The following is a 24,579-nucleotide window of genomic DNA, read 5'->3' on the forward strand; positions in this document are numbered from 1 at the left end:
AGAACCACTCCACAGGAGGACCCCAGTGGCGAAGGCGAAGTTCGAGCGGACTAAGCCGCACGTCAACATCGGCACCATCGGTCACATCGACCACGGTAAGACGACCCTTACCGCGGCGATCACCAAGGTGCTGCACGACGCGTTCCCGGACCTGAACGAGGCCTCGGCCTTCGACATGATCGACAAGGCGCCCGAGGAGCGCCAGCGCGGTATCACCATCTCCATCGCGCACGTCGAGTACCAGACGGAGAACCGTCACTACGCCCACGTCGACTGCCCGGGTCACGCGGACTACATCAAGAACATGATCACCGGTGCCGCCCAGATGGACGGCGCGATCCTCGTGGTCGCCGCGACCGACGGTCCGATGCCGCAGACCAAGGAGCACGTGCTCCTGGCCCGCCAGGTCGGCGTTCCCTACATCGTTGTCGCCCTGAACAAGGCCGACATGGTGGACGACGAGGAGATCCTGGAGCTCGTCGAGCTCGAGGTCCGTGAGCTCCTCTCCGAGTACGAGTTCCCGGGCGACGACGTTCCGGTCGTCAAGGTCTCGGCGCTCAAGGCGCTCGAGGGCGACAAGGAGTGGGGCCAGTCGGTCCTGAACCTGATGAACGCCGTCGACGAGGCCATCCCGGCCCCGGAGCGCGACACCGACAAGCCGTTCCTGATGCCGATCGAGGACGTCTTCACCATCACCGGTCGCGGTACGGTCGTCACCGGCCGTATCGAGCGCGGTGTCCTGAAGGTCAACGAGAACGTCGACATCATCGGCATCAAGCCGGAGAAGACCTCCACCACGGTCACCGGCATCGAGATGTTCCGCAAGCTGCTCGACGAGGGCCAGGCCGGTGAGAACGTCGGTCTGCTGCTCCGCGGCATCAAGCGCGAGGACGTCGAGCGCGGCCAGGTCATCATCAAGCCGGGCTCGGTCACCCCGCACACCGAGTTCGAGGCCCAGGCCTACATCCTGTCGAAGGACGAGGGTGGCCGTCACACCCCGTTCTTCAACAACTACCGCCCGCAGTTCTACTTCCGTACCACGGACGTGACCGGCGTCGTGACCCTCCCCGAGGGCACCGAGATGGTCATGCCGGGCGACAACACCTCCATGTCCGTCCAGCTGATCCAGCCGGTCGCCATGGAGGAGGGCCTGAAGTTCGCCATCCGTGAGGGTGGCCGGACCGTCGGCGCCGGCCAGGTCACCAAGATCGTCAAGTAAGACCTCTTACTGACGATCGGGGAGACCCGGCGCTCCTAGCGAGCGAGGGCCCCGCACACCTTCTGGTGTGCGGGGCCCTTTGTCGTGTGCGGGGGCGCGGGGAGCCGCGCAGCCCGGCTACGGGTGCCGGGCGGGCCGGTCGACGGGTTCGGAGGGCACGTGCGGGCCCGAGCCCAGCGCATGCGCAATGGCCTCCAGCAGGAGGGCGCGAGGCGGCAGCCGGTCGGACGTCCGAGGCTCGGGGACCGATCCCGGCGTGTCGTGCGAGGAAGCGACCACGAGCGCGAACGTACGGGTGGGCCGGGGGCGGCGGAACGTTCCTCTGTCATATGCCAACCCGATCGGTGGTCGGCGGCTGTGAGGGGTCGGCAGGGGGCTGTTAGCGAGGTATTAGCCGTTCATCAGCGGTGGTCGTCAGGCTGGTGGATGCCAGTTGAGGAGTGAGTGGGGCTGCGTCGCTGGGCGGGGCCGCTGGGAGAAGGAGCTGATGACCATGCGTGGTCTGCGTATTGCCGGGGCCGCTGCCGCCGTTGCCGTGCTGGCTACGGGCGGGATCGCGGGGGCCGCCGTGGCCGCGGAGCCGGGCGGCGCGGGCGCCTGCCGGCCGGGGACGCTGAAGGTGACGACGACCGACGCCGGGCAGAGCCAGGTGGGCATGAACCACGCCGGCACCTACCTGAAGGTGACGAACACCGGCGACGAGACCTGCGCGATCAAGGGGTACGCCGGCCTGGCGCTGGAGGGCGCGGGGCACACCGCGCTGAAAACGGACGTGCAGCACGGTGACACGTACTTCGCCAAGGACCCGGGCGCGCACACCGTCACCCTCAAGCCCGGCGGCGTCGCCTACGCGGACCTGGTCTGGACGCACACCGGCGCCGACGCGGTGCCCGCCAAGTACCTCCAGGTCTCCCCGACGGGCAGCAACTCCCACAGCGTCGTGCCGCTGGAGGACGACGTGGACAACGGGACGCTGCACCTGACCGCCTGGTCCGCGAAGCTCCCGACGTCCGGCTGACGTCCACCCCGCACAGCCCCGCCCACCACGCCCCCGGCCGCGGCCCCCATGCGCGACCGGGGGCGCGACGGGCCGGTGAGGCGGACATCACTCCGCGCCGGCGGGGCCCGGGCGCCTAGCATGGCTGGGTCGGCGCGCACCTCGCGGGAGGGCGCGACCTGTCTCACACAGGAGTGACGCCATGCTGCGCACCATGTTCAAGTCCAAGATCCACCGGGCCACCGTGACCCAGGCGGACCTGCACTACGTGGGGTCCGTGACGGTCGACGCGGAGCTGATGGAGGCCGCCGATCTGCTGCCCGGCGAGCTGGTCCACATCGTCGACATCACGAACGGCGCCCGGCTGGAGACGTACGTGATCGAGGGCGAGCGGGGGAGCGGCGTCATCGGGATCAACGGCGCGGCCGCACACCTCGTGCACCCCGGTGACCTGGTCATTCTCATCAGCTACGGACAGGTCGAGGACGCCGAGGCGCGGACCCTGAAGCCGCGGGTCGTGCATGTGGACGCGGACAACCGGATCGTCGCGCTGGGCGCCGACGCCGGCGCTCCGGTGCCGGGAAGCGGGCAGAGGCGGAGTCCGCAGGCGGTGGCAGGGGCCGGCGCCTCGGCAACGTCCGCCTGAGCCGGCCCGGCGGGCAGCGGCCGCCTCCCACCAGGTGGCCGGCTGTCGCGCTTCGTGAGTACGGATACTCAGCCGCCCGTGGTCCGGTGCACGGATGCGCGCCCGCGGACCGGAGCGATAACGTTCTGCGTCCGGAGTGACACGAGGGGGAACGGGTGGCGCGCGATGTCGTTCGATCACGAATGGGCCCAGCTGAAGCGGGGCTCCGCGGCGGGTGTCCGGCTCGACAGTACTGCTGCCCCCGCTGCGGGCGGCCAGGGCGGCCTGAAGTCGAGCAAGTCGGCATGGACGAAAGCGGGGGAGGGCGTCGGGTCGCTGCAGGGGAGCATCGGCAAGGCGCTGTCCGAGCTGGAGGGCGGCCGGAAGGGCCTGGGTAAGGACTCCGGCTGCCTGACAGCGGCGGCACAGCGGGATGTGCACGAATCCTGGGAGCGCTACGTCAGGGACGTGCGCAAGCGATGCAGTGCTCTCCAAGAGGTGCTGCAGAAGACCGGAGATCACTTCTACAAGAACGACGAGGCCACCAAAGGCGCGTTCGACAAGCTGGACGACCAATACACGGACACGCCCGGCGTCGGCGGCCACGGCAAGGGGAAGTGAGCCCGGGCCATGGACTACTCGACGCTCAAGGCCCTCAAGCCCTCGGAGTACGGGGACGCAGCGGACGGGTACCGCGCGCTGGCACGTATGGCCTCTGCCGCCAAGGAGCACATCGACAAGCAGGTCGCCGCAGGTCTGCGGGAGGCGGTCGAAGGGGTGGCCGCTGACGCGGCCCTCAGGCAGCTGCGCGCGTTGTCGGAGAACTTCCACTACGTCCATGCCGAGTGCGGCCTGGTCAGTACGGCGCTGAACGGCTTCTCGTTCGACATGGAGGCCGCCAAGAAGAAGCTCGACGCGGCCATCGCGGACGCGGAGGCCGAGGGTTTCTCGGTGGGGAAGGACGGCTCCGTCACCTACCCGGCGGGCGAGAAGAAGGTCGACGGCGAGTACCCCAAGGGCGGCACGGCGAAGGGGGTGACGGACCCGACGGCCCAGAGCGTCAACCGGCAGGCCGCCAATTTCGACCCCAACCCGCACTACCGCCGCGCGCAGGAGTACGCCGACCGCATCGCTGCTGCCCTCGAGGAGGCCACGGAAGCCGACGAGAAGTGGTCGCCGAAGCTGCAGGCCCTGAGAGCGGACGACGACCTGACTGTCTCCGGTCGCGACTGGGTCGACGTGAAGCAGGACAACCGCGGCGTCCTCAAGGGCGCTCAGGACTACCTGGACTCGATCAAGCACCCTCCCGAGCACGGCACTCCGAAGGAGAATGCGGAGTGGTGGAAGGGGCTCTCCGACGAAGAACGGGCCGACTACATCGCTGTTCACCCGGCTTCGGTCGGCGCCATGGACGGGCTTCCCGCGACTGTACGTGACCAGGCGAACCGGACGGTGCTCTCAGAAGCACACGGGGCCGAACAGGAGAAGGTCAATGCCTGGCTCGCGAAGAACCCGGAGCCGCCGCGTTACCAGTCCCGTACCGGGCTTCTGGCCTCTGTGACGAGGGAAGAGACTTTGGCGTGGAAGAAGTGGAACGAGCAGAGAGAGGAGATTGAAGGACCGCTCCGCGGCATGGAAGCCATTCAGCAGCGATTCGACAAAACAGGTGTCGAAGGGCTGCCCGAGGCTTATCTCCTTGGTTTTGATACAAAAGGCAACGGTCACGCCATTGTCGCCACTGGGAACCCGGACTCCGCGGAACACACCGCTGTCTATGTTCCGGGTACGGAATCGAAGCTGGCAGGGGCGGAGGGGGATATCAGGAGGATGACCGACTTGTGGGGCGAAGCCTCGGGTATGCCGGGAGGGGAGAACGTTTCCACGGTCACCTGGATCGGATATGACGCGCCGCAGAGCGTCGTCCCGGAGGCCATGGAGAGGCATTGGGCCCACGAAGGGGCCCCGAAGCTGAATCACTTCCTCTACGGCCTGCAGACCGTACAAGGTGGCCCTGGTGCGAGTCACATCACCGTCATCGGGCACAGTTACGGGTCCACTGTCGTTGGCGCGGCGTCCGAGCAGGGCGACATGGCCGCCGATGACATCGTGGTGGCGGGTAGCCCCGGCATGCTCGTGCCCGAAGCGGATGATCTCGACGTCGGCAGGGACCACGTGTGGTCCGAGGCGGCCGGCAACGACAACGTGCCAGCCGGCGGGAAGATGGCCGGGCTCGGAGGGCAGCAGCCGATCGATCGTGCACACGACATGCCCCCTTATTCCGGGCACGAGCAGAACGTGCCATCGGACAGGGCGTTCGGGGCCCACCGTATGAGGGTGGACACCGAAGGGCACAGCGGATATTGGGACCGTGGTTCTACGAGCCTCAAGAATCAGGCCACGGTCGTCGTTGGACAGTACGACAAGGTGGAGGAAGGCTGGTGATCCGCATCAACGGCCGTACCCGGCACCGAGGCAGTGTTATCGGTGTCATCGCAGCCGTCATTACCCTGCCGCTCGCGACAACAGGATGCTCCAATACTGTGGATGACCTCGGATACACACCCACTAAGCTCGGCGTTTCTGAGGCCCGTGGCAAGGCCAAGAGTATCTCCAGCCAGGTCTACGACATGATCGGTGTGATGGGCGGCAAGGTGACTCGGCCCGGCCCTCGGGTTTCCCTTTGCGATGAGGATCCCGATCACCTCTACAAGGTGCGGCACACCTGGTCCGTGTACGGGGTTTCCGAGGAGCAGCTGAAGGAAGGCTTTGAGAGGCTCAGGAGCAGTCTTCCCGAAAATGGCTGGAAGGTTGTCCAGTACGGTCGATCCAAAAACGCGGCCAAGACTCTCGGGATGACCGCCGATTCGAAGAGCGAGCCGTTCGCGGTCAATGCCGATCTATGGGTCACGGGGGAGTCCGGAAAGAAGGAGGAGAACCCCGCCATCCTGGTCAACGTCGTTTCCGGTTGCCTCCGTGCTCCCGACGGCGTCAACCTCCACGAGGAGTACTAGGCGGCCTGCCGCTCCACGGGTCTGCGGGCCATGGACGGCGGCCGCCGGTCGGTGACTCTATGTGCGGGGCCGATGACCCGGCATGAGTGAGCCGGCGTCCGGCGCCGTGGCGATGTGGAGGGTGAACGGCGGGCCCGAGGGTTCAGGCGGTGTGGCGTGGGGTACTCTCTCCCCTTTGATTGGCCAGCCCTGTGCCCCATATGGCACACTAGCCAAGTTGCTCGGTTGAGTGCCGATGCTGCGCGCCTCCCGCCGGGAGGACCGGAAGCGAGTCCCAGGTATTCGTCATCCCTTGTCAGGGGTGGAAGTACGGGAATCTTCCGGGAAGCGTCAGCGGGGTGCCTCAGCCAGGCACCCGGTGGGTGTCCACGACCCCACGTCCTCCTTCTCGAAGGATCTCCCCTGCGGAGATGTGCGGGAAGGGAAGCGACACGCCCGACCGCGTGGGTCGGCGGGGAGTCAGGATGTGAGCCGTGGGCGCGTGTCTCCGAAAGACGCAAGCGCACCGGGTCCCAGAGCGTTACGAGAGACAGGACTACGAAGTAGCCATGGCGGGACAGAAGATCCGCATCCGGCTCAAGGCCTACGACCACGAGGTCATCGACAGCTCGGCGAAGAAGATCGTCGAGACGGTGACCCGCACTGGTGCGTCGGTCGCGGGCCCGGTGCCGCTGCCCACTGAAAAGAACGTGTACTGCGTCATCAAGTCGCCGCACAAGTACAAGGACTCGCGCGAGCACTTCGAGATGCGCACGCACAAGCGCCTGATCGACATTCTCGACCCGACGCCGAAGACCGTTGACTCCCTGATGCGACTCGACCTTCCGGCCGGTGTCGACATCGAGATCAAGCTCTGAGGCGGGTGATCTGAGAATGGCTAAGCAGATCAAGGGCCTCCTGGGCGAGAAGCTCGGCATGACCCAGGTCTGGGACGAGAACAACCGCGTCGTCCCGGTCACCGTGGTCAAGGCCGGTCCCTGTGTCGTCACCCAGGTGCGCACCGCAGACCAGGACGGTTACGACTCCGTCCAGATCGCCTTCGGCGAGATCGACCCGCGCAAGGTGAACAAGCCCCTCAAGGGCCACTTCGCCAAGGCCGACGTCACCCCCCGCCGCCACCTCGTCGAGGTCCGTACCGCCGACGCCGGCGAGTACACCCTCGGCCAGGAGCTGAGCGCCGACGTCTTCGACGCCGGCATCAAGGTCGACGTGACCGGCAAGACCAAGGGCAAGGGCACCGCCGGTGTCATGAAGCGCCACGGCTTCGCCGGTGGCAAGGCTTCGCACGGTGCGCACCGCATCCACCGGAAGCCGGGCTCCATCGGTGGCTGCGCCACCCCGGGCCGCGTGTTCAAGGGCATGCGGATGGCCGGCCGTATGGGCAATGAGCGGGTCACCACCCAGAACCTGACCGTCCACGCCGTTGACGCGGAGAAGGGTCTGCTGCTCATCAAGGGCGCAGTTCCTGGTCCGAACGGCGGCCTCGTCCTGGTCCGTACCGCGGCCAAGGGGGCCTGAGGTAACCGATGAGCACCATTGACATCCTTTCGCCGGCAGGCGACAAGGCCGGTACCGTCGAGCTCCCCGCGGAGATCTTCGACGCGAAGGTCAGCGTTCCGCTGATCCACCAGGTCGTCGTCGCGCAGCTGGCCGCTGCCCGTCAGGGCACGCACAAGACCAAGACCCGTGGTGAGGTCCGCGGCGGTGGCAAGAAGCCGTACCGCCAGAAGGGCACCGGCCGCGCGCGCCAGGGTTCGACCCGTGCGCCGCAGTTCGCCGGCGGTGGCACCGTCCACGGCCCCGTGCCGCGTGACTACGCGCAGCGGACCCCGAAGAAGATGAAGGCCGCCGCCCTGCGCGGTGCCCTCTCGGACCGGGCCCGCCACGACCGCGTCCACGTCGTTTCCGGCGTGGTCGACGGCGCGATCTCCACCAAGGCCGCCAAGACGCTGTTCGGCAAGATCTCGGAGCGCAAGAACGTGCTCCTGGTCGCCGAGCGTTCCGACGAGGCCGCGTGGCTGTCCGCCCGCAACCTGCCCCAGGTCCACATCCTGGAGCCGGGCCAGCTGAACACGTACGACGTGCTCGTCTCCGACGACGTGGTCTTCACCAAGGCCGCCTTCGAGTCCTTCGTGTCTGGCCCCAAGGCCGTTGAGACCGAAGGGAGCGACGCCTGATGGCTGAGGCGACCGTTACCAGCAAGACCTTCACGGACCCCCGTGACGTGCTCGTGAAGCCCGTCGTGTCCGAGAAGAGCTACGCGCTGCTGGACGAGAACAAGTACACGTTCATCGTCGACCCGCGTGCCAACAAGACCCAGATCAAGCAGGCCGTCGAGGCGGTCTTCTCGGTCAAGGTCACCGGGGTGAACACGATCAACCGGCAGGGCAAGCGCAAGCGCACCCGCACCGGTTTCGGCAAGCGCGCTGACACCAAGCGCGCCATCGTGACCCTCGCCGAGGGCGACCGTATCGACATCTTCGGCGGTCCGACCGCCTAACGGCGGTCTGGATCGTCCGGAATCGGACGAGGACTGAGAAATGGGTATCCGCAAGTACAAGCCGACGACCCCGGGCCGTCGTGGCTCCAGCGTCGCCGACTTTGTCGAGATCACGCGGTCCACGCCGGAGAAGTCGCTGGTTCGCCCGCTGCACAGCAAGGGCGGCCGTAACAACGCCGGTCGTGTGACCGTTCGCCACCAGGGTGGTGGCCACAAGCGCGCCTACCGCGTGATCGACTTCCGTCGTCACGACAAGGACGGCGTGCCGGCCAAGGTCGCGCACATCGAGTACGACCCCAACCGCACCGCGCGCATCGCGCTCCTGCACTACGCGGACGGCGAGAAGCGCTACATCATCGCCCCCCGCGGTCTGTCGCAGGGTGACCGGGTCGAGAACGGCCCGGGCGCGGACATCAAGCCGGGCAACAACCTGGCGCTGCGCAACATCCCGGTGGGTACGACGATCCACGCCATCGAGCTGCGGCCCGGCGGCGGCGCGAAGTTCGCCCGCTCCGCGGGTGCCTCCGTGCAGCTGCTGGCGAAGGAGGGCACCATGGCCCACCTTCGTATGCCGTCCGGTGAGATCCGCCTGGTCGACGTCCGCTGCCGCGCCACCATCGGCGAGGTCGGCAACGCCGAGCAGTCGAACATCAACTGGGGCAAGGCCGGCCGTATGCGCTGGAAGGGCGTCCGCCCGACCGTGCGTGGTGTCGTGATGAACCCCGTCGACCACCCGCACGGTGGTGGTGAGGGCAAGACCTCCGGTGGTCGCCACCCGGTCTCGCCGTGGGGTCAGAAGGAGGGTCGTACGCGTTCGCCGAAGAAGGCTTCGAACAAGTACATCGTCCGCCGCCGCAAGACGAACAAGAAGCGCTAGGAGCGGGTTTAGATGCCGCGCAGTCTCAAGAAGGGGCCCTTCGTCGACGACCACCTGATCAAGAAGGTGGACGCACAGAACGAAGCCGGCACCAAGAACGTCATCAAGACCTGGTCCCGTCGCTCCATGATCGTGCCGGCCATGCTCGGCCACACGCTGGCGGTGCACAACGGCAAGACCCACGTCCCGGTGTTCGTCACCGAGTCGATGGTCGGCCACAAGCTCGGCGAGTTTGCGCCGACCCGCACCTTCCGCGGCCATGAGAAGGACGACCGCAAGTCGCGTCGTCGCTGATCTGCGGAGAGCGAAGACCAATGACTGACACCGAAGGGACAACCATGGAAGCCAGGGCCCAGGCGCGCTACGTGCGCGTCACGCCCATGAAGGCCCGCCGCGTGGTGGACCTTGTCCGTGGCATGGATGCCACGGAGGCTCAGGCGGTCCTGCGTTTCGCCCCGCAGGCCGCGAGCGTGCCGGTGGGCAAGGTGCTGGACAGCGCCATTGCCAACGCCGCGCACAACTACGACCACACGGACGCCTCGTCGCTGTACATCAGCGAGGCGTACGTCGACGAGGGCCCGACCCTGAAGCGGTTCCGTCCGCGCGCCCAGGGCCGTGCCTACCGGATCCGCAAGCGGACCAGCCACATCACCGTGGTCGTCAGCAGCAAGGAAGGAACCCGGTAATGGGCCAGAAGGTAAACCCGCACGGGTTCCGGCTCGGCGTCACCACCGACTTCAAGTCCCGCTGGTACGCCGACAAGCTCTACAAGGACTACGTCAAGGAAGACGTCGCCATTCGTCGCATGATGACGAAGGGCATGGAGCGCGCTGGTATCTCCAAGGTGGAGATCGAGCGCACCCGTGAGCGCGTCCGCGTTGACATCCACACCGCTCGCCCCGGCATCGTCATCGGCCGCCGCGGCGCCGAGGCCGACCGCATCCGCGGTGAGCTGGAGAAGCTCACCGGCAAGCAGGTCCAGCTGAACATCCTCGAGGTCAAGAACCCCGAGACCGATGCCCAGCTGGTCGCGCAGGCCGTCGCGGAGCAGCTCTCCTCGCGCGTCTCCTTCCGTCGTGCCATGCGCAAGAGCATGCAGTCGACGATGAAGGCCGGCGCCAAGGGCATCAAGATCCAGTGCGGTGGCCGTCTCGGCGGCGCCGAGATGTCCCGCTCGGAGTTCTACCGCGAGGGCCGCGTGCCCCTGCACACGCTCCGTGCGAACGTCGACTACGGCTTCTTCGAGGCCCGTACGACCTTCGGCCGCATCGGCGTGAAGGTCTGGATCTACAAGGGCGACGTCAAGAACATCGCCGAGGTTCGCGCCGAGAACGCCGCTGCCCGTGCGGGTAACCGCCCGGCCCGCGGTGGCAACGACCGCCCGCGTCGCGGTGGCGAGCGCGGTGGCCGCGGCCGCAAGCCGCAGCAGCAGGCTCCCGCTGCCGAGGCCGCCAAGGCCGAGGCTCCGGCCGGTGCCGCCGCTGAGCCCAGCGCTGCCGGAAAGGAGAGCTGACCCATGCTGATCCCTCGCAGGGTCAAGCACCGCAAGCAGCACCACCCCAAGCGCCACGGCCTGGCCAAGGGTGGTACCGAGCTCGCTTTCGGTGAGTACGGTATCCAGGCTCTGACCGGGGCCTACGTGACGAACCGGCAGATCGAGTCCGCTCGTATCGCCATGACCCGTCACATCAAGCGTGGCGGCAAGGTGTGGATCAACATCTACCCCGACCGTCCGCTGACGAAGAAGCCGGCCGAGACCCGCATGGGTTCCGGTAAGGGTTCTCCGGAGTGGTGGGTCGCGAACGTCAAGCCCGGCCGGGTGATGTTCGAGCTGTCCTTCCCGAACGAAAAGGTTGCCAAGGAGGCGCTGACCCGCGCCGCCCACAAGCTTCCGATGAAGTGCCGCATCGTGCGGCGCGAGGCAGGTGAGTCGTGATGGCGGCCGGTACCAAGGCGACCGAGCTGCGCGAGCTGAACAACGAGGACCTCGTTGCCAAGCTTCGTGAGGCCAAGGAGGAGCTGTTCAACCTCCGCTTCCAGGCGGCGACCGGACAGCTCGAAAACCACGGCCGGCTGAAGGCCGTCCGCAAGGACATCGCCCGGATCTACACCCTGATGCGCGAGCGCGAGCTCGGCATCGAGACGGTGGAGAGCGCCTGATGAGCGAGACGAATGTGACTGAGAAGAAGCAGGAGCGCGGCTTCCGCAAGACCCGTGAGGGTCTGGTCGTCAGCGACAAGATGGACAAGACCGTCGTCGTCGCCGTCGAGGACCGCGTCAAGCACGCGCTGTACGGCAAGGTCATCCGTCGTACCAACAAGCTCAAGGCGCACGACGAGCAGAACGCCGCGGGTGTCGGCGACCGCGTCCTCCTCATGGAGACCCGGCCGCAGTCCGCGACGAAGCGCTGGCGCGTCGTCGAGATCCTCGAGAAGGCCAAGTAATTCCCTTACGGGGATTTACGAAGGCAAGCACATCCCCCCGAGGGGGATTCCCTCGGAATAGTTCCGCCAGGCTCCGCAGGGGCTGCCCAGCAGCCCCTGCGGGGAACCGGCAGACGATCAGGAGATAGACGTGATCCAGCAGGAGTCTCGGCTTCGCGTCGCCGACAACACGGGTGCGAAGGAAATCCTCACCATCCGTGTTCTCGGTGGCTCGGGCCGACGCTACGCGGGCATCGGTGACGTCATCGTCGCCACCGTGAAGGATGCGATCCCCGGTGGCAACGTGAAGAAGGGTGACGTCGTCAAGGCGGTCATCGTGCGCACCGTGAAGGAGCGCCGCCGTCCCGACGGTTCGTACATCCGCTTCGACGAGAACGCGGCCGTCATCCTCAAGAACGATGGCGACCCCCGCGGCACCCGCATCTTCGGCCCCGTGGGCCGTGAGCTGCGCGAGAAGAAGTTCATGAAGATCATCTCGCTCGCGCCGGAGGTGCTGTAACCGATGAAGATCAAGAAGGGCGACCTGGTCCAGGTCATCACCGGTAAGGACAAGGGCAAGCAGGGCAAGGTCATCCAGGCCTTCCCCCGCGAGGACCGCGTCCTGGTCGAGGGTGTCAACCGGGTCAAGAAGCACACCAAGGCCGGCCAGACCGCTCGTGGTTCGAAGACCGGCGGCATCGTGACCACCGAGGCCCCCATCCACGTCAGCAACGTTCAGCTGGTCGTGGAGAAGGACGGCCAGAAGGTCGTCACCCGCGTCGGGTACCGCTTCGACGACGAGGGCAACAAGATCCGCGTTGCCAAGCGGACCGGTGAGGACATCTGATGACTGCCACCACCAACGCACCGCGCCTCAAGCAGCGCTACCGCGAAGAGATCGCCGGGAAGCTGAAGGACGAGTTCTCGTACGAGAACGTCATGCAGATCCCCGGCCTGACCAAGATCGTGGTCAACATGGGTGTGGGCGACGCCGCCCGCGACTCCAAGCTGATCGAGGGCGCCATCCGCGACCTCACCACGATCACCGGCCAGAAGCCGGCCGTGACCAAGGCCCGTAAGTCCATCGCGCAGTTCAAGCTGCGTGAGGGCCAGCCGATCGGTGCCCACGTCACCCTCCGCGGTGACCGCATGTGGGAGTTCCTGGACCGCCTGCTGTCGCTGGCGCTGCCGCGCATCCGCGACTTCCGCGGTCTGTCGCCGAAGCAGTTCGACGGCCGGGGCAACTACACCTTCGGTCTCACGGAGCAGGTCATGTTCCACGAGATCGACCAGGACAAGATCGACCGTACCCGGGGTATGGACATCACCGTGGTCACCACGGCGACCAACGACGACGAGGGCCGCGCCCTCCTCCGTCACCTCGGCTTCCCGTTCAAGGAGGCGTGAGCGAGATGGCGAAGAAGGCTCTCATCGCGAAGGCTGCTCGCAAGCCCAAGTTCGGCGTGCGCGCGTACACCCGCTGCCAGCGCTGCGGTCGTCCGCACTCCGTCTACCGCAAGTTCGGCCTCTGCCGCGTGTGCCTCCGTGAGATGGCTCACCGTGGCGAGCTGCCGGGCGTGACCAAGAGCTCCTGGTAATCACCTACTTGGTGGTTACCGGAGGCTCTCGGTAAGCATTCGAGTGGCGTGGCGCCCCACCCCTATCACCTAGAGTGGAAGGGTTGGGCGCCCGCCGCCCGAGACCGACCGCGGGCCACCGTGCCCGCTCAAAGTCGCTTACTACGCCGTAGGTCCCCGTGCCGCACCCGTCCCGCCAAGGAGTGGGGAGAGGGATGGCGCATATAGGAAACCCCGGCGAGAGAGGCCGAAGGCCAATTCATGACCATGACTGACCCCATCGCAGACATGCTGACCCGTCTGCGTAACGCGAACTCGGCATACCACGACACCGTGTCGATGCCGCACAGCAAGATCAAGTCGCACATCGCGGAAATCCTCCAGCAGGAGGGTTACATCACCGGCTGGAAGGTCGAGGACGCCGAGGTCGGCAAGAACCTCGTCCTCGAGCTGAAGTTCGGCCCGAACCGCGAGCGCTCGATCGCCGGCATCAAGCGGATTTCGAAGCCGGGCCTGCGGGTCTACGCAAAGTCCACCAACCTGCCGAAGGTCCTCGGCGGCCTGGGCGTGGCGATCATCTCCACGTCCCACGGTCTCCTGACCGGTCAGCAGGCCAGCAAGAAGGGTGTAGGCGGAGAAGTTCTCGCCTACGTCTGGTAACCAGGGAACGGAGGAATAGCTAATGTCGCGCATTGGCAAGCTGCCCATCCAGGTTCCCGCTGGTGTGGACGTCACCATCGATGGCCGTACGGTCTCCGTGAAGGGCCCCAAGGGTTCCCTTTCGCACACCGTCGCCGCGCCCATCGAGGTCGCCAAGGGTGAGGACGGCGCCATCAGCGTCACCCGCCCGAACGACGAGCGTCAGAACAAGGCCCTGCACGGCCTGTCCCGCACGCTGGTGGCGAACATGATCACCGGCGTGACCCAGGGCTACAGCAAGGCGCTCGAGATCAGCGGTGTGGGTTACCGCGTCCAGGCGAAGGGCTCCAACCTGGAGTTCTCGCTGGGCTACAGCCACCCGATCCTGATCGAGGCGCCCGAGGGCATCTCGTTCAAGGTCGAGTCCCCGACCAAGCTCAGCGTCGAGGGCATCGACAAGCAGAAGGTCGGCGAGGTCGCCGCGAACATCCGCAAGCTGCGCAAGCCCGACCCGTACAAGGCCAAGGGCGTCAAGTACGCCGGCGAGGTCATCCGCCGCAAGGTCGGAAAGGCTGGTAAGTAAGCCATGGCATACGGTGTGAAGATCGCTAAGGGTGACGCCTACAAGCGCGCCGCCGCTAAGCGTCGCCACATCCGCATCCGTAAGCGGATTTCGGGTACCCCGGAGCGTCCTCGTCTGGTCGTGACGCGGTCCAACCGCGGCATCACCGCACAGGTCATCGACGACATCAAGGGCCACACCCTGGCCTCTGCGTCGACCCTGGACGCGTCGATCCGTGGTGGCGAGGGCGACAAGAGCGCCCAGGCGAAGAAGGTCGGCGCCCTGGTTGCCGAGCGTGCCAAGGCTGCCGGTGTCGAGGCCGTCGTGTTCGACCGTGGTGGCAAGCAGTACGCAGGGCGGATTGCCGCTCTGGCCGACGCCGCCCGCGAAGCCGGGCTGAAGTTCTGAGCCCTGGTTCCGTAGCTAGCGGACGTAACAGAGAGAGGTAATTCCAATGGCTGGACCCCAGCGCCGCGGTGGCGGCGCCGGTGGCGGCGAGCGGCGGGACCGTAAGGACCGGCGGGACGGCGGCGCAGCTGCCGAGAAGACCGCTTACGTCGAGCGTGTTGTCGCCATCAACCGTGTCGCCAAGGTTGTGAAGGGTGGTCGTCGCTTCAGCTTCACCGCGCTGGTCGTGGTGGGCGACGGTGACGGCACCGTGGGTGTCGGTTACGGCAAGGCCAAGGAGGTGCCGGCCGCCATCGCCAAGGGCGTTGAGGAGGCCAAGAAGCACTTCTTCAAGGTCCCCCGTATCGCCGGCACCATCCCGCACCCGATCCAGGGCGAGAAGGCCGCGGGCGTCGTCCTGCTCAAGCCTGCTTCCCCCGGTACCGGTGTGATCGCCGGTGGCCCGGTGCGTGCCGTGCTCGAGTGCGCCGGCATCCACGACGTGCTGAGCAAGTCGCTCGGTTCGTCGAACCCGATCAACATCGTGCACGCCACGGTGGAGGCGCTCCAGGGTCTCAAGCGGCCCGAGGAGATCGCCGCCCGTCGTGGTCTGCCGCTGGAGGACGTTGCTCCCGCCGCTCTGCTGCGGGCGCGTGCCGGGGTGAACGCGTGATGCGCATCAAGATCACTCAGACGAAGTCCTACATCGGCAGCAAGCAGAACCACCGTGACACGCTGCGTTCGCTCGGCCTCAAGCGGCTGAACGACAGCGTCGTGCGCGAGGCCCGTCCCGAGGTCGTCGGCATGGTGCACACCGTGCGTCACCTCGTGACGGTCGAGGAGGTCGACTGACATGGCGGAGAACAACCCGCTGAAGGTCCACAACCTCCGTCCTGCCCCGGGCGCCAAGACCGCCAAGACCCGTGTCGGTCGTGGTGAGGCGTCCAAGGGTAAGACCGCTGGTCGTGGTACCAAGGGCACCAAGGCCCGTTACCAGGTTCCGGAGCGCTTCGAGGGTGGGCAGATGCCCCTCCACATGCGTCTCCCGAAGCTGAAGGGCTTCAAGAACCCCGCCCACAAGCAGTTCCAGGTCGTGAACCTGGAGAAGCTGGCCGCGCTGTACCCCGAGGGTGGCGAGGTCACGGTGGCCGACCTGGTCGCCAAGGGCGCGGTGCGCAACAACGAGCTCGTCAAGGTCCTGGGCCAGGGCGAGATCTCCGTGGCGCTGCAGGTGACGGTCGACGCCGTCTCCGGCTCCGCCAAGGAGAAGATCGCCGCTGCCGGCGGCAGCGTCACCGAGCTGCTCTGACGCCGCTCTGACGCCGCCCACGGGCGAGTGAATCAACTGACCGGGGATGCCCACGAATTGGGGCATCCCCGGTTGGTCGTTCCAAGGGGGGCATGGTCGCCGGTAAGGTGGCGTGCACTATTGCTGTACTTTCGCCGGGGACCGGCGCGTCAGGGGACTGATGCGACGGACCGCGGAGAATACGCCGCGTGGCCGGGGGCCGCGCGGTTTTCGGCCGCTCAGTATTCGTAGATCCTCAAGACCGTCACCTTCCGCCCATGAGGCGGGAGGCGCAGGAGGCACCGTGCTCACCGCGTTCGCCCGAGCGTTCAAGACGCCCGACCTGCGCAAGAAGCTGCTGTTCACGCTGGGCATCGTGCTGGTCTATCGGCTCGGGGCGCACGTACCGGTTCCGGGAGTGAACTACTCCAACGTCGAAGCCTGCATGAAGCAGGCCGGCTCCGGTAGTGGGCTTTTCGGCCTGGTGAACATGTTCAGCGGCGGTGCGCTGCTCAAGATCACACTCTTCGCGCTGGGGATCATGCCGTACATCACGGCAAGCATCATCCTTCAGCTGCTCACCGTGGTGATCCCACGGCTGGAGGCCCTGAAGAAGGAGGGGCAGTCCGGGCAGGCGAAGATCACGCAGTACACCCGGTACCTCACCGTGGCGCTCGCGATCCTGCAGGGCACCGGCCTGGTGGCCACCGCCCGCAGCGGCGCGCTGTTCAGCACCTGCACCCTGCGCAACGAGATCATTCCGGACCCCGCGATCTTCACGACCATCACGATGGTCATCTGCATGACCGCCGGCACCGGCGTCGTCATGTGGCTCGGTGAGCTCATCACCGACCGCGGCATCGGCAACGGCATGTCGATCCTGATGTTCATCTCGATCGCCTCCGGCTTCCCGGCCGCGCTGTGGCAGATCAAGGTGTCCGGCAAGCTCGCCGACGGCTGGATCGAATTCGGTTCCGTCATCGCCATCGGGCTCGCGATGATCGCGCTGGTGGTCTTCGTGGAGCAGGCCCAGCGCCGTATCCCCGTGCAGTACGCCAAGCGGATGATCGGCCGTCGCTCCTACGGCGGTACGTCCACCTACATCCCGCTGAAGGTGAACCAGGCAGGTGTGATTCCTGTCATTTTCGCGTCGTCGCTGCTCTACATCCCCGCGCTGATCGCCCAGTTCAGCGGCTCCAAGGCGGGCTGGGCCACGTGGCTTCAGACACATTTCCAGCGCGGAGATGGCCCGGTTTACATCGTTACGTACTTCCTGCTGATCGTCTTTTTCGCCTTCTTCTACGTCGCCATCTCCTTCAACCCCGAAGAAGTTGCCGACAACATGAAGAAGTATGGTGGCTTCATCCCGGGTATCCGGGCTGGTCGCCCGACGGCCGAGTACCTCAGCTACGTGCTCAACCGGATCACGTGGCCGGGCTCGCTGTACCTGGGTCTGATCGCGCTGGTGCCAACAGTGGCGTTGGTGCTCTTCAACGCGAACCAGAACTTCCCGTTCGGCGGGACGAGCATCCTGATCATCGTGGGTGTGGGTCTGGAGACCGTGAAGCAGATCGAGAGCCAGCTTCAGCAGCGTAACTACGAAGGGTTCCTCCGCTGATGCGAATCGTCCTCGTCGGTCCCCCCGGGGCAGGCAAGGGTACGCAGGCTGCGTACCTCGCCGAGAACCTCGCAATCCCGCACATCTCCACGGGCGACCTGTTCCGCGCCAACATCAGCCAGGGCACCGAGCTCGGCAAGCAGGCCAAGGCCTACATGGACGCGGGCAACCTGGTGCCGGACGAGGTCACGATCGGGATGGCCCGCGACCGGATGAACCAGCCGGACGCCGAGCGCGGCTTCCTCCTGGACGGCTTCCCGCGCAACGTCTCGCAGGCCGAGGCGCTGGACGAGGCGCTCAAGGACGACAGCGTGAAGCTGGACGCGGTGCTGGACCTGGAGGTCCCCGAGGACGAGGTGGTCAAGCGCATCGCCGGCCGCCGCATCTGCCGGAAGAACTCCGGTCACGTCTTCCACGTGACCTACAACCCGCCGAAGCAGGAGGGTGTCTGCGACATCTGCGGCGGGGAGCTGTACCAGCGCGACGACGACCGCGAGGACACCGTCCGCAACCGGCTCGAGGTCTACCACACGCAGACCGAGCCGATCATCGACTACTACCGGGCGCAGGGCCTGGTGACCACGATCTCGGCCATGGGCCAGGTCCAGGAGGTCACCCAGCGCGCTATGGAGGCGCTGCAGCGCGAGGCCGCGTAAGCGCACGTGCACCGTCCGATACGGCCGCGGTCCCCAGCAGGGGTGCCGCGGCCGTATCGTGTACGGGTGACTTTCGCGGCCCTCGCGGCCGCTGAAGGTTGAAGAAACGTTCGAGTCGTCGGTTCAGGAAGGCGTCAGCGCAATGCTGGAGATCAAGACCCCGGAGCAGATCGCGAAGATGCGCGAGGCGGGGCTGGTCGTCGCCGCGATCCACGCCGCCACCCGCGAGGTCGCGGTGCCCGGAGCCACCACGAAGGACCTGGACGACGCGGCGCGCAAGGTGCTCGCCGAGCACGGCGCGAAGTCGAACTTCCTCGGGTACGGCGGCTTCCCCGCGACGATCTGCACCTCGGTGAACGACGTGGTCGTGCACGGCATCCCGTCCGCCGACACCGTGCTCCAGGATGGCGACATCATCTCCATCGACTGCGGCGCGATCGTCGACGGCTGGCACGGTGACGCCGCGTACACGGCCTTCGTCGGTTCCGGTCACTCTGCGGAGCTGATCGAGCTGAGCCGGGTGACCGAGGAGTCCATGTGGGCCGGCATCGCCGCGGTCCGCAAGGGCAACCGGCTGGTCGACATCTCCAAGGCCATCGAGGGCTACATCAAGCGCCAGCCGCGCCCCTCGTCCGGCAAGTACGGCATCGTCGAGGACTACGGCGGCCACGGCATCGGATCGCAGATGCACATGGACCCGCACCTGCTGAACTACGTCGACCGCAAGCGCGGCCGCGGCCCCAAGCTGGTCCCCGGTTTCTGCATCGCCATCGAGCCGATGGTCAACCTGGGCACGGCGAAGACCCACGTCCTCGAGGACGACTGGACCGTGAAGTCGAACGACGGCGGCTGGTCCTCGCACTGGGAGCACTCGGTGGCCCTGACCGAGCAGGGACCGCTGGTCCTGACGGCTCCGGACGGCGGCAAGGCCAAGCTGGCCGAGTACGGCATCGAGACCGCGCCCGACCCCCTGGCGTGAGCCGGGTGCCGCGGGCCGGAGGCCGGCGTCGGGAGAGGACACCGGTATCGAGACCGGTCCCGCTCCCCGGGCGTAACGATCTCCGCGGCTGGGCAATAATCGTGGATTCGTCTTTTCGTGTGCACTGACGTAGACTGACGCGTCGGCTCTCGTGCATCCGCATGCCTGCGTCCCCGGACGCCGGTTTCGGGTCATCATGACGAGAGTTGATCAAGGTAGCCGATTCGAAGGGCGAAGCGTGGCCAAGAAGCAAGGTGCCATCGAGATCGAGGGCACCGTGATCGAGTCCCTGCCGAACGCGATGTTCAAGGTGGAGCTTCAGAACGGTCACCAGGTCCTCGCGCACATCAGCGGAAAGATGCGGATGCACTACATCCGTATCCTCCCGGATGACAGGGTCGTCGTGGAGCTTTCCCCGTACGACCTGACGCGTGGGCGGATCGTCTACCGCTACAAGTAGATCTTGCCGCTGCCCCGCTCCCGTGGGGCGTACGGCACTGACCCGGAGAACCTCACCCCATGAAGGTCAAGCCGAGCGTCAAGAAGATCTGCGACAAGTGCAAGGTGATCCGCCGCCACGGCCGGGTCATGGTCATCTGCGACAACCTGCGCCACAAGCAGCGCCAGGGCTGACGCACGCCGCCACCTGCACTTCCGCAGTTCTTCGCGCGACGCGAGCAACATGTACATACGCAGAGCCCGTCCGGCCGGCAACGGCTGACGACACCTCCGGCGGGGGCCGGGGACCTGGCCGTACCACCGTTCCACCAGGGGCGGTCGGCGGTCACGGAGCGGTTCTGTGGAAGACCCCCGACTCAACACAGGAGCCATTCGATGGCACGCGTTTCAGGTGTTGACATCCCGCGCGAAAAGCGTGTGGAGGTCGCCCTCACCTACGTCTTCGGCATCGGCCGCACGCTGGCGAAGCAGACCCTCGCCGCTGCCGGTGTCGACCCCAACACCCGCGTTCGTGACCTTCCCGAAGAGGACCTGGTCAAGATCCGCGAGTACGTGGACGCCAACCTCCAGACCGAGGGTGACCTCCGTCGCGAGATCCAGGCCGACATCCGCCGCAAGGTCGAGATCGGCTGCTACCAGGGCCTGCGCCACCGTCGTGGCCTGCCTGTCCACGGCCAGCGCACCAGCACGAACGCCCGTACCCGCAAGGGCCCGCGTCGCGCGATCGCCGGCAAGAAGAAGCCGGGCAAGAAGTAGTCCTCAGCGGACGCACTGCGGACGAGCGGGGGCGACTCCGCGAGCTCGCAGCAGTTAGCGGTCTTCGCTGTAGGACCGACCACCTCCACGGGAGTAATTCATGCCTCCGAAGGGCCGTACGGCCGGCGCCAAGAAGGTGCGCCGCAAGGAGAAGAAGAACGTCGCCCACGGGCACGCTCACATCAAGAGCACGTTCAACAACACGATCGTTTCGATCACCGACCCCACCGGCAACGTGATTTCCTGGGCTTCGGCCGGTCACGTGGGCTTCAAGGGTTCGCGCAAGTCCACCCCGTTCGCCGCGCAGATGGCCGCCGAGTCGGCCGCGCGTCGCGCGCAGGAGCACGGCATGCGCAAGGTCGACGTCTTCGTCAAGGGTCCCGGCTCCGGCCGTGAGACCGCGATCCGCTCCCTCCAGGCCACCGGCCTCGAGGTCGGCTCGATCCAGGACGTCACCCCGACCCCGCACAACGGCTGCCGCCCGCCCAAGCGCCGCCGCGTCTGACCAGCTGAAGTAGGAGACAACTAGACAATGGCGCGTTACACCGGGGCCGACTGCAAGCGTTGCCGTCGGGAGAAGCAGAAGCTCTTCCTCAAGGGGAGCAAGTGCGAGAGCGCAAAGTGCCCGATCGAGATCCGTCCTTACCCCCCGGGTGAGCACGGTCGCGGGCGCACCAAGGACAGCGAGTACCTGCTGCAGCTGCGTGAGAAGCAGAAGTGCAGCCGTATCTACGGTGTCCTGGAGAAGCAGTTCCTCGGGTACTACAAGGAGGCGAACCAGAAGACCGGCAAGACCGGTGAGAACCTTCTGCGCATCCTTGAGACCCGTCTGGACAACGTGGTCTACCGCGCGGGCTTCGCGAAGTCCCGCGACCACGCCCGTCAGCTGGTCCGTCACGGCCACATCAACGTGAACGGCCGCAAGACCGACATCCCGTCGGCCCGCGTCGCCGTGAACGACATCATCGAGGTCCGCGAGGGCTCTCGGAACCTGACCCCCTTCCAGGTGGCGCAGGCCGAGGCCGGCGAGAAGACCGTCCCGGCGTGGCTGGAGGCGATCCCCTCGAAGCTGCGGATCCTCGTGCACTCGCTGCCCGAGCGCCAGGTGATCGACACCCAGGTGCAGGAGCAGCTGATCGTCGAGCTCTACTCCAAGTAAGAGCTCGCCGCGGCCGGGCCCTCGTGGCCCGGCCCAGGGTGCTGTGGGCCGTACGACGTGCGATTCCTGGGAATCGTGGTCGTGCGGCCCGTACCCTTGTCAGTACCGCGGGCGTCAAATAGCGGGCGCCCCAAACTGAAGGAACGAACACATGCTGATCGCTCAGCGTCCCTCGTTGACCGAAGAGGTCGTCGACGAGTACCGCTCCCGGTTCGTCATCGAGCCGCTGGAGCCGGGCTTCGGCTACACCCTCGGCAACTCCCTGCGTCGTACGCTCCTCTCCTCGATCCCGGGTGCGGCGGTCACGTCCATCCGCATCGACGGTGTCCTGCACGAGTTCACCACCGTGCCGGGCGTCAAGGAGGACGTCACCGACCTCATCCTCAACATCAAGCAGCTGGTCGTCTCCTCGGAGCACGACGAGCCGGTCGTGATGTACCTGCGCAAGCAGGGCCCGGGCCTGGTCACCGCCGCGGACATCGCCCCGCCGGCCGGTGTCGAGGTGCACAACCCCGACCTGGTCCTCGCCACCCTGAACGGCAAGGGCAAGCTGGAGATGGAGCTGACCGTCGAGCGCGGTCGCGGCTACGTCTCCGCGGTGCAGAACAAGCAGGTGGGCCAGGAGATCGGCCGTATCCCGGTCGACTCCATCTACAGCCCCGTGCTCAAGGTCACCTACAAGGTCGAGGCGACCCGAGTCGAGCAGCGCACCGACTTCGACAAGCTGATCGTCGACGTCGAGACCAAGCAGGCCATGCGCCCGCGCGACGCCATGGCGTCGGCCGGCAAGACCCTGGTCGAGCTGTTCGGTCTGGCGCGCGAGCTCAACATCGACGCCGAGGGCATCGACATGGGCCCGTCCCCCACGGACGCCGCCCTGGCCGCCGACCTGGCGCTGCCGATCGAGGAGCTGGAGCTCACGGTCCGCTCCTACAACTGCCTCAAGCGCGAGGGCATCCACTCCGTGGGTGAGCTCGTCGCCCGCTCCGAGGCCGACCTGCTCGACATCCGCAACTTCGGTGCGAAGTCGATCGACGAGGTCAAGGCGAAGCTGGCCGGCATGGGCCTGGCCCTGAAGGACTCGCCCCCCGGCTTCGACCCGACCGCCGCGGCTGACGCCTTCGGCGCCGACGACGACGCGGACGCGGGTTTCGTGGAGACCGAGCAGTACTGAGCCGCCGTACGGCGGTGGTTGCCGACCACGCGGTCGGCCGCCCCGCCGTCGGGGCCGAGGCTTTGTCCTCAATCTCCCCCAGCTACCGCTGGGAGGTGCCCCCAGGACGGGCTTGATTTGGCTGACCTGAATCGAGCCCGCCCCGGCGGCCGAAGACTTCCGGCGGGCGACCGCTCGTCGGTAACTGACACCGGTACCTGACACGGCCGGTGCAGACAGAAGGAGAAACACCATGCCGCGTCCCGCCAAGGGAGCCCGTCTGGGCGGCAGCGCTTCGCACGAGCGTCTGATGCTGGCGAACCTCGCGACCGCGCTCTTCGAGCACGGCCGCATCACCACGACCGAGGCCAAGGCCCGCCGCCTGCGCCCGGTCGCGGAGAAGCTGGTCACCAAGGCGAAGAAGGGCGACCTTCACAACCGCCGTCTGGTGCTCCAGACCATCCGGGACAAGAGCGTCGTCCACACGCTCTTCACCGAGATCGCCCCGCGCTTCGCGGAGCGTCCGGGTGGCTACACCCGCATCACCAAGATCGGCAACCGTCGTGGCGACAACGCCCCGATGGCGGTCATCGAGCTGGTCGAGGGCGAGATCGCCAAGAAGGCCACCGTTGCCGAGGCCGAGGCCGCGACGAAGCGCGCGGTGAAGGAGGCCGACGAGGCCGCCAAGGCGGAGGACACCAAGGACGAGGCCGCCGAGGCCCCGGCCGAGGAGTCCAAGGACGCCTGAGCCTGATCAAGGCCGTCGGACGGGCCCGCTCCCCTCGGGGAGCGGGCCCGTTCCGCTTGAGAGGATGAGCGCGTGAGCGATGAAGTGGAGCCCGGGTACGTCCGGGTGCGGCTGGACCTCTCCTACGACGGGAAGGACTTCTCCGGCTGGGCCAAGCAGCGGGAGCGGCGGACGGTCCAGGGGGAGATCGAGGACGCCCTGCGCACGGTGATGCGCGCTTCCGAGACGTACGAGCTGACGGTCGCGGGGCGGACGGACGCGGGCGTGCACGCGCGCGGCCAGGTGGCCCACGTGGACCTCCCGCAGGAGCTGTGGGCCGAGCACGGCGACAAGCTGCGCCGGCGGCTGGCCGGGCGGCTCCCCAAGGACGTACGGATCTGGCGCGTGAGCGAGGCGCCCGCCGGGTTCAACGCGCGCTTCTCGGCGATCTGGCGCCGGTACGCGTACCGGGTCACCGACCACCCCGGCGGCGTCGACCCGCTGCTGCGCGGGCACGTGCTGTGGCACGACTGGGACCTGGACGTGGCGGCGATGAACGAGGCGTCGCAGCCGCTGCTGGGCGAGCACGACTTCGCCGCGTACTGCAAGCGGCGGGAGGGCGCGACGACCATCCGCACGCTCCAGGAGCTGAGCTGGGAGCGGGGCGCCGACGGGATCATCACCGCGACGGTGCGCGCCGACGCGTTCTGCCACAACATGGTGCGCTCGCTGGTGGGCGCGCTGCTGTTCGTCGGGGACGGGCACCGGCCCGTGGACTGGCCGGGCAAGGTGCTGGCGGCCGGGGTGCGGGACTCGGCGGTGCACGTCGTACGGCCGCACGGGCTGACCCTGGAGGAGGTCGGCTATCCGGCCGACGAGCTGCTGGCGGCGCGCAACAAGGAAGCGCGGAACAAGCGGACCCTGCCGGGCGCCGGCTGCTGCTGAGCCGGGCCGGGCCGCGGGGGCG

38 protein-coding genes are annotated in these 24,579 nt (G+C 67.0%); all 38 read left to right on the forward strand.

Annotated elements, in window-relative coordinates; genetic code table 11:
- Positions 1 to 25: 25 nt before the first annotated feature.
- The 38 genes from tuf to truA all read left to right on the forward strand — a co-directional run bounded on the left by tuf (position 26) and on the right by truA (position 24,557).
- Positions 26 to 1,219 (forward strand): elongation factor Tu, encoded by a 1,194-nt coding sequence (tuf, locus tag C3486_RS07655; protein WP_103831829.1) that lies wholly within the window; start codon positions 26 to 28, stop codon positions 1,217 to 1,219.
- A gap of 487 nt (positions 1,220 to 1,706) precedes the next feature.
- Entirely contained in the window at positions 1,707 to 2,237 is a 531-nt protein-coding gene (locus tag C3486_RS07660; RefSeq protein ID WP_258052655.1) for a DUF4232 domain-containing protein, read from the forward strand.
- 181 nt (positions 2,238 to 2,418) lie between these two features.
- On the forward strand, positions 2,419 to 2,862 hold the full coding sequence (gene panD / locus C3486_RS07665; RefSeq protein ID WP_103831830.1) for an aspartate 1-decarboxylase: 444 nt from the start codon (positions 2,419 to 2,421) through the stop codon (positions 2,860 to 2,862).
- A gap of 165 nt (positions 2,863 to 3,027) precedes the next feature.
- The gene (locus C3486_RS07670; protein ID WP_103831831.1) at positions 3,028 to 3,462 is read left to right on the forward strand and encodes a hypothetical protein; all 435 of its coding nucleotides are present in this window, start codon (positions 3,028 to 3,030) and stop codon (positions 3,460 to 3,462) included.
- Between the two features lie 9 nt (positions 3,463 to 3,471).
- Complete coding sequence (locus C3486_RS07675) at positions 3,472 to 5,283, forward strand: alpha/beta hydrolase (RefSeq protein ID WP_103831832.1); 1,812 nt, start codon at positions 3,472 to 3,474, stop codon at positions 5,281 to 5,283.
- Positions 5,280 to 5,852 carry a hypothetical protein gene (locus C3486_RS07680; RefSeq protein WP_146074972.1) on the forward strand — a complete coding sequence of 191 codons (573 nt, stop codon included), beginning with the start codon at positions 5,280 to 5,282 and terminating at the stop codon, positions 5,850 to 5,852. Before C3486_RS07675 ends, C3486_RS07680 begins: the two co-directional genes overlap by 4 nt.
- A gap of 548 nt (positions 5,853 to 6,400) precedes the next feature.
- Entirely contained in the window at positions 6,401 to 6,709 is a 309-nt protein-coding gene (gene rpsJ, locus C3486_RS07685; RefSeq protein ID WP_003948644.1) for a 30S ribosomal protein S10, read from the forward strand.
- 16 nt (positions 6,710 to 6,725) lie between these two features.
- Complete coding sequence (gene rplC / locus C3486_RS07690) at positions 6,726 to 7,370, forward strand: 50S ribosomal protein L3 (RefSeq protein WP_103831834.1); 645 nt, start codon at positions 6,726 to 6,728, stop codon at positions 7,368 to 7,370.
- An 8-nt stretch (positions 7,371 to 7,378) separates the two neighbouring features.
- Positions 7,379 to 8,029, forward strand: a complete 651-nt coding sequence (rplD, locus tag C3486_RS07695) for a 50S ribosomal protein L4 (RefSeq protein WP_103831835.1) — start codon at positions 7,379 to 7,381, stop codon at positions 8,027 to 8,029.
- Positions 8,029 to 8,352 carry a 50S ribosomal protein L23 gene (rplW, locus tag C3486_RS07700; RefSeq protein WP_103831836.1) on the forward strand — a complete coding sequence of 108 codons (324 nt, stop codon included), beginning with the start codon at positions 8,029 to 8,031 and terminating at the stop codon, positions 8,350 to 8,352. The genes rplD and rplW overlap by 1 nt, the downstream gene beginning before the upstream one ends.
- A 40-nt stretch (positions 8,353 to 8,392) precedes the next feature.
- The gene (rplB, locus tag C3486_RS07705; RefSeq protein ID WP_030619929.1) at positions 8,393 to 9,229 is read left to right on the forward strand and encodes a 50S ribosomal protein L2; all 837 of its coding nucleotides are present in this window, start codon (positions 8,393 to 8,395) and stop codon (positions 9,227 to 9,229) included.
- A gap of 12 nt (positions 9,230 to 9,241) precedes the next feature.
- Complete coding sequence (gene rpsS / locus C3486_RS07710) at positions 9,242 to 9,523, forward strand: 30S ribosomal protein S19 (RefSeq protein ID WP_030619927.1); 282 nt, start codon at positions 9,242 to 9,244, stop codon at positions 9,521 to 9,523.
- Between the two features lie 44 nt (positions 9,524 to 9,567).
- Positions 9,568 to 9,915, forward strand: coding sequence for a 50S ribosomal protein L22 (gene rplV / locus C3486_RS07715; protein WP_103831837.1), 348 nt, complete (start codon positions 9,568 to 9,570; stop codon positions 9,913 to 9,915).
- The gene (gene rpsC, locus C3486_RS07720; RefSeq protein WP_103831838.1) at positions 9,915 to 10,742 is read left to right on the forward strand and encodes a 30S ribosomal protein S3; all 828 of its coding nucleotides are present in this window, start codon (positions 9,915 to 9,917) and stop codon (positions 10,740 to 10,742) included. Before rplV ends, rpsC begins: the two co-directional genes overlap by 1 nt.
- Before the next feature lie 3 nt (positions 10,743 to 10,745).
- Positions 10,746 to 11,165 (forward strand): 50S ribosomal protein L16, encoded by a 420-nt coding sequence (gene rplP / locus C3486_RS07725; RefSeq protein ID WP_103831839.1) that lies wholly within the window; start codon positions 10,746 to 10,748, stop codon positions 11,163 to 11,165.
- Positions 11,165 to 11,389 (forward strand): 50S ribosomal protein L29, encoded by a 225-nt coding sequence (rpmC, locus tag C3486_RS07730; RefSeq protein WP_004950453.1) that lies wholly within the window; start codon positions 11,165 to 11,167, stop codon positions 11,387 to 11,389. Before rplP ends, rpmC begins: the two co-directional genes overlap by 1 nt.
- Positions 11,389 to 11,673: a 30S ribosomal protein S17 gene (gene rpsQ / locus C3486_RS07735; RefSeq protein ID WP_030619920.1), complete on the forward strand. Its 285-nt coding sequence runs from the start codon at positions 11,389 to 11,391 to the stop codon at positions 11,671 to 11,673. The genes rpmC and rpsQ overlap by 1 nt, the downstream gene beginning before the upstream one ends.
- Before the next feature lie 130 nt (positions 11,674 to 11,803).
- The gene (gene rplN, locus C3486_RS07740; RefSeq protein ID WP_003974257.1) at positions 11,804 to 12,172 is read left to right on the forward strand and encodes a 50S ribosomal protein L14; all 369 of its coding nucleotides are present in this window, start codon (positions 11,804 to 11,806) and stop codon (positions 12,170 to 12,172) included.
- 3 nt (positions 12,173 to 12,175) lie between these two features.
- Entirely contained in the window at positions 12,176 to 12,499 is a 324-nt protein-coding gene (gene rplX / locus C3486_RS07745) for a 50S ribosomal protein L24 (RefSeq protein WP_030413017.1), read from the forward strand.
- Positions 12,499 to 13,059, forward strand: coding sequence for a 50S ribosomal protein L5 (rplE, locus tag C3486_RS07750; protein ID WP_030262823.1), 561 nt, complete (start codon positions 12,499 to 12,501; stop codon positions 13,057 to 13,059). Before rplX ends, rplE begins: the two co-directional genes overlap by 1 nt.
- A 5-nt stretch (positions 13,060 to 13,064) precedes the next feature.
- Positions 13,065 to 13,250, forward strand: a complete 186-nt coding sequence (locus C3486_RS07755) for a type Z 30S ribosomal protein S14 (RefSeq protein WP_003956452.1) — start codon at positions 13,065 to 13,067, stop codon at positions 13,248 to 13,250.
- 240 nt (positions 13,251 to 13,490) lie between these two features.
- Complete coding sequence (gene rpsH / locus C3486_RS07765; protein ID WP_030262826.1) at positions 13,491 to 13,889, forward strand: 30S ribosomal protein S8; 399 nt, start codon at positions 13,491 to 13,493, stop codon at positions 13,887 to 13,889.
- A 22-nt stretch (positions 13,890 to 13,911) separates the two neighbouring features.
- The gene (gene rplF / locus C3486_RS07770) at positions 13,912 to 14,451 is read left to right on the forward strand and encodes a 50S ribosomal protein L6 (protein ID WP_103831840.1); all 540 of its coding nucleotides are present in this window, start codon (positions 13,912 to 13,914) and stop codon (positions 14,449 to 14,451) included.
- Positions 14,452 to 14,454: 3 nt separating this feature from the next.
- Positions 14,455 to 14,838, forward strand: coding sequence for a 50S ribosomal protein L18 (rplR, locus tag C3486_RS07775; RefSeq protein WP_103831841.1), 384 nt, complete (start codon positions 14,455 to 14,457; stop codon positions 14,836 to 14,838).
- A gap of 46 nt (positions 14,839 to 14,884) precedes the next feature.
- On the forward strand, positions 14,885 to 15,490 hold the full coding sequence (gene rpsE / locus C3486_RS07780) for a 30S ribosomal protein S5 (protein ID WP_052864760.1): 606 nt from the start codon (positions 14,885 to 14,887) through the stop codon (positions 15,488 to 15,490).
- Positions 15,487 to 15,669 (forward strand): 50S ribosomal protein L30, encoded by a 183-nt coding sequence (rpmD, locus tag C3486_RS07785; protein WP_031050958.1) that lies wholly within the window; start codon positions 15,487 to 15,489, stop codon positions 15,667 to 15,669. The genes rpsE and rpmD overlap by 4 nt, the downstream gene beginning before the upstream one ends.
- Position 15,670: 1 nt before the next feature.
- On the forward strand, positions 15,671 to 16,126 hold the full coding sequence (gene rplO, locus C3486_RS07790) for a 50S ribosomal protein L15 (RefSeq protein ID WP_052864759.1): 456 nt from the start codon (positions 15,671 to 15,673) through the stop codon (positions 16,124 to 16,126).
- Between the two features lie 283 nt (positions 16,127 to 16,409).
- Entirely contained in the window at positions 16,410 to 17,723 is a 1,314-nt protein-coding gene (gene secY, locus C3486_RS07795) for a preprotein translocase subunit SecY (protein ID WP_103831842.1), read from the forward strand.
- Positions 17,723 to 18,379 carry an adenylate kinase gene (locus C3486_RS07800; protein WP_103831843.1) on the forward strand — a complete coding sequence of 219 codons (657 nt, stop codon included), beginning with the start codon at positions 17,723 to 17,725 and terminating at the stop codon, positions 18,377 to 18,379. Before secY ends, C3486_RS07800 begins: the two co-directional genes overlap by 1 nt.
- 142 nt (positions 18,380 to 18,521) lie before the next feature.
- Complete coding sequence (gene map, locus C3486_RS07805) at positions 18,522 to 19,358, forward strand: type I methionyl aminopeptidase (RefSeq protein ID WP_103831844.1); 837 nt, start codon at positions 18,522 to 18,524, stop codon at positions 19,356 to 19,358.
- A gap of 238 nt (positions 19,359 to 19,596) precedes the next feature.
- Complete coding sequence (infA, locus tag C3486_RS07810) at positions 19,597 to 19,818, forward strand: translation initiation factor IF-1 (RefSeq protein ID WP_030262853.1); 222 nt, start codon at positions 19,597 to 19,599, stop codon at positions 19,816 to 19,818.
- Positions 19,819 to 19,877: 59 nt separating this feature from the next.
- Entirely contained in the window at positions 19,878 to 19,991 is a 114-nt protein-coding gene (rpmJ, locus tag C3486_RS07815) for a 50S ribosomal protein L36 (RefSeq protein WP_003956441.1), read from the forward strand.
- Positions 19,992 to 20,192: 201 nt separating this feature from the next.
- Positions 20,193 to 20,573 carry a 30S ribosomal protein S13 gene (gene rpsM, locus C3486_RS07820; protein ID WP_030262856.1) on the forward strand — a complete coding sequence of 127 codons (381 nt, stop codon included), beginning with the start codon at positions 20,193 to 20,195 and terminating at the stop codon, positions 20,571 to 20,573.
- Positions 20,574 to 20,673: 100 nt separating this feature from the next.
- Complete coding sequence (rpsK, locus tag C3486_RS07825; protein WP_004571845.1) at positions 20,674 to 21,078, forward strand: 30S ribosomal protein S11; 405 nt, start codon at positions 20,674 to 20,676, stop codon at positions 21,076 to 21,078.
- Positions 21,079 to 21,105: 27 nt separating this feature from the next.
- Complete coding sequence (gene rpsD / locus C3486_RS07830) at positions 21,106 to 21,732, forward strand: 30S ribosomal protein S4 (protein ID WP_103831845.1); 627 nt, start codon at positions 21,106 to 21,108, stop codon at positions 21,730 to 21,732.
- Positions 21,733 to 21,883: 151 nt separating this feature from the next.
- Positions 21,884 to 22,906, forward strand: coding sequence for a DNA-directed RNA polymerase subunit alpha (locus C3486_RS07835; protein ID WP_003956430.1), 1,023 nt, complete (start codon positions 21,884 to 21,886; stop codon positions 22,904 to 22,906).
- 232 nt (positions 22,907 to 23,138) lie between these two features.
- Entirely contained in the window at positions 23,139 to 23,633 is a 495-nt protein-coding gene (rplQ, locus tag C3486_RS07840) for a 50S ribosomal protein L17 (RefSeq protein WP_030619897.1), read from the forward strand.
- 72 nt (positions 23,634 to 23,705) lie between these two features.
- Complete coding sequence (gene truA / locus C3486_RS07845; RefSeq protein WP_103831846.1) at positions 23,706 to 24,557, forward strand: tRNA pseudouridine(38-40) synthase TruA; 852 nt, start codon at positions 23,706 to 23,708, stop codon at positions 24,555 to 24,557.
- The last annotated feature ends 22 nt before the right edge of the window (positions 24,558 to 24,579 follow it).

Source organism: Streptomyces sp. Ru73 (assembly GCF_002920575.1).
Classification (GTDB): Bacteria; Actinomycetota; Actinomycetes; order Streptomycetales; family Streptomycetaceae; genus Streptomyces.

What these genes read in the sequence shown, in the direction of transcription:
- C3486_RS07670 (WP_103831831.1), top strand. Translation starts at nt 3,028, where the DNA reads ATGTCGTTCGATCACGAATGGGCCCAGCTGAAGCGGGGCTCCGCGGCG.
- rpsC (WP_103831838.1), top strand. Translation starts at nt 9,915, where the DNA reads ATGGGCCAGAAGGTAAACCCGCACGGGTTCCGGCTCGGCGTCACCACC.
- rpmJ (WP_003956441.1), top strand. Translation starts at nt 19,878, where the DNA reads ATGAAGGTCAAGCCGAGCGTCAAGAAGATCTGCGACAAGTGCAAGGTG.
- rplE (WP_030262823.1), top strand. Translation starts at nt 12,499, where the DNA reads ATGACTGCCACCACCAACGCACCGCGCCTCAAGCAGCGCTACCGCGAA.
- rpsD (WP_103831845.1), top strand. Translation starts at nt 21,106, where the DNA reads ATGGCGCGTTACACCGGGGCCGACTGCAAGCGTTGCCGTCGGGAGAAG.
- rplF (WP_103831840.1), top strand. Translation starts at nt 13,912, where the DNA reads ATGTCGCGCATTGGCAAGCTGCCCATCCAGGTTCCCGCTGGTGTGGAC.
- rpmC (WP_004950453.1), top strand. Translation starts at nt 11,165, where the DNA reads ATGGCGGCCGGTACCAAGGCGACCGAGCTGCGCGAGCTGAACAACGAG.
- rplR (WP_103831841.1), top strand. Translation starts at nt 14,455, where the DNA reads ATGGCATACGGTGTGAAGATCGCTAAGGGTGACGCCTACAAGCGCGCC.
- rplP (WP_103831839.1), top strand. Translation starts at nt 10,746, where the DNA reads ATGCTGATCCCTCGCAGGGTCAAGCACCGCAAGCAGCACCACCCCAAG.
- rplO (WP_052864759.1), top strand. Translation starts at nt 15,671, where the DNA reads ATGGCGGAGAACAACCCGCTGAAGGTCCACAACCTCCGTCCTGCCCCG.
- rpsM (WP_030262856.1), top strand. Translation starts at nt 20,193, where the DNA reads ATGGCACGCGTTTCAGGTGTTGACATCCCGCGCGAAAAGCGTGTGGAG.
- rplD (WP_103831835.1), top strand. Translation starts at nt 7,379, where the DNA reads ATGAGCACCATTGACATCCTTTCGCCGGCAGGCGACAAGGCCGGTACC.
- map (WP_103831844.1), top strand. Translation starts at nt 18,522, where the DNA reads ATGCTGGAGATCAAGACCCCGGAGCAGATCGCGAAGATGCGCGAGGCG.
- rpsE (WP_052864760.1), top strand. Translation starts at nt 14,885, where the DNA reads ATGGCTGGACCCCAGCGCCGCGGTGGCGGCGCCGGTGGCGGCGAGCGG.
- C3486_RS07800 (WP_103831843.1), top strand. Translation starts at nt 17,723, where the DNA reads ATGCGAATCGTCCTCGTCGGTCCCCCCGGGGCAGGCAAGGGTACGCAG.
- rpsQ (WP_030619920.1), top strand. Translation starts at nt 11,389, where the DNA reads ATGAGCGAGACGAATGTGACTGAGAAGAAGCAGGAGCGCGGCTTCCGC.
- rplQ (WP_030619897.1), top strand. Translation starts at nt 23,139, where the DNA reads ATGCCGCGTCCCGCCAAGGGAGCCCGTCTGGGCGGCAGCGCTTCGCAC.
- panD (WP_103831830.1), top strand. Translation starts at nt 2,419, where the DNA reads ATGCTGCGCACCATGTTCAAGTCCAAGATCCACCGGGCCACCGTGACC.
- C3486_RS07660 (WP_258052655.1), top strand. Translation starts at nt 1,707, where the DNA reads ATGACCATGCGTGGTCTGCGTATTGCCGGGGCCGCTGCCGCCGTTGCC.
- C3486_RS07835 (WP_003956430.1), top strand. Translation starts at nt 21,884, where the DNA reads ATGCTGATCGCTCAGCGTCCCTCGTTGACCGAAGAGGTCGTCGACGAG.
- rpsK (WP_004571845.1), top strand. Translation starts at nt 20,674, where the DNA reads ATGCCTCCGAAGGGCCGTACGGCCGGCGCCAAGAAGGTGCGCCGCAAG.
- rplC (WP_103831834.1), top strand. Translation starts at nt 6,726, where the DNA reads ATGGCTAAGCAGATCAAGGGCCTCCTGGGCGAGAAGCTCGGCATGACC.
- rplX (WP_030413017.1), top strand. Translation starts at nt 12,176, where the DNA reads ATGAAGATCAAGAAGGGCGACCTGGTCCAGGTCATCACCGGTAAGGAC.
- C3486_RS07675 (WP_103831832.1), top strand. Translation starts at nt 3,472, where the DNA reads ATGGACTACTCGACGCTCAAGGCCCTCAAGCCCTCGGAGTACGGGGAC.
- rpsH (WP_030262826.1), top strand. Translation starts at nt 13,491, where the DNA reads ATGACCATGACTGACCCCATCGCAGACATGCTGACCCGTCTGCGTAAC.
- rplW (WP_103831836.1), top strand. Translation starts at nt 8,029, where the DNA reads ATGGCTGAGGCGACCGTTACCAGCAAGACCTTCACGGACCCCCGTGAC.
- rpsS (WP_030619927.1), top strand. Translation starts at nt 9,242, where the DNA reads ATGCCGCGCAGTCTCAAGAAGGGGCCCTTCGTCGACGACCACCTGATC.
- C3486_RS07755 (WP_003956452.1), top strand. Translation starts at nt 13,065, where the DNA reads ATGGCGAAGAAGGCTCTCATCGCGAAGGCTGCTCGCAAGCCCAAGTTC.
- rplB (WP_030619929.1), top strand. Translation starts at nt 8,393, where the DNA reads ATGGGTATCCGCAAGTACAAGCCGACGACCCCGGGCCGTCGTGGCTCC.
- rplV (WP_103831837.1), top strand. Translation starts at nt 9,568, where the DNA reads ATGGAAGCCAGGGCCCAGGCGCGCTACGTGCGCGTCACGCCCATGAAG.
- rpsJ (WP_003948644.1), top strand. Translation starts at nt 6,401, where the DNA reads ATGGCGGGACAGAAGATCCGCATCCGGCTCAAGGCCTACGACCACGAG.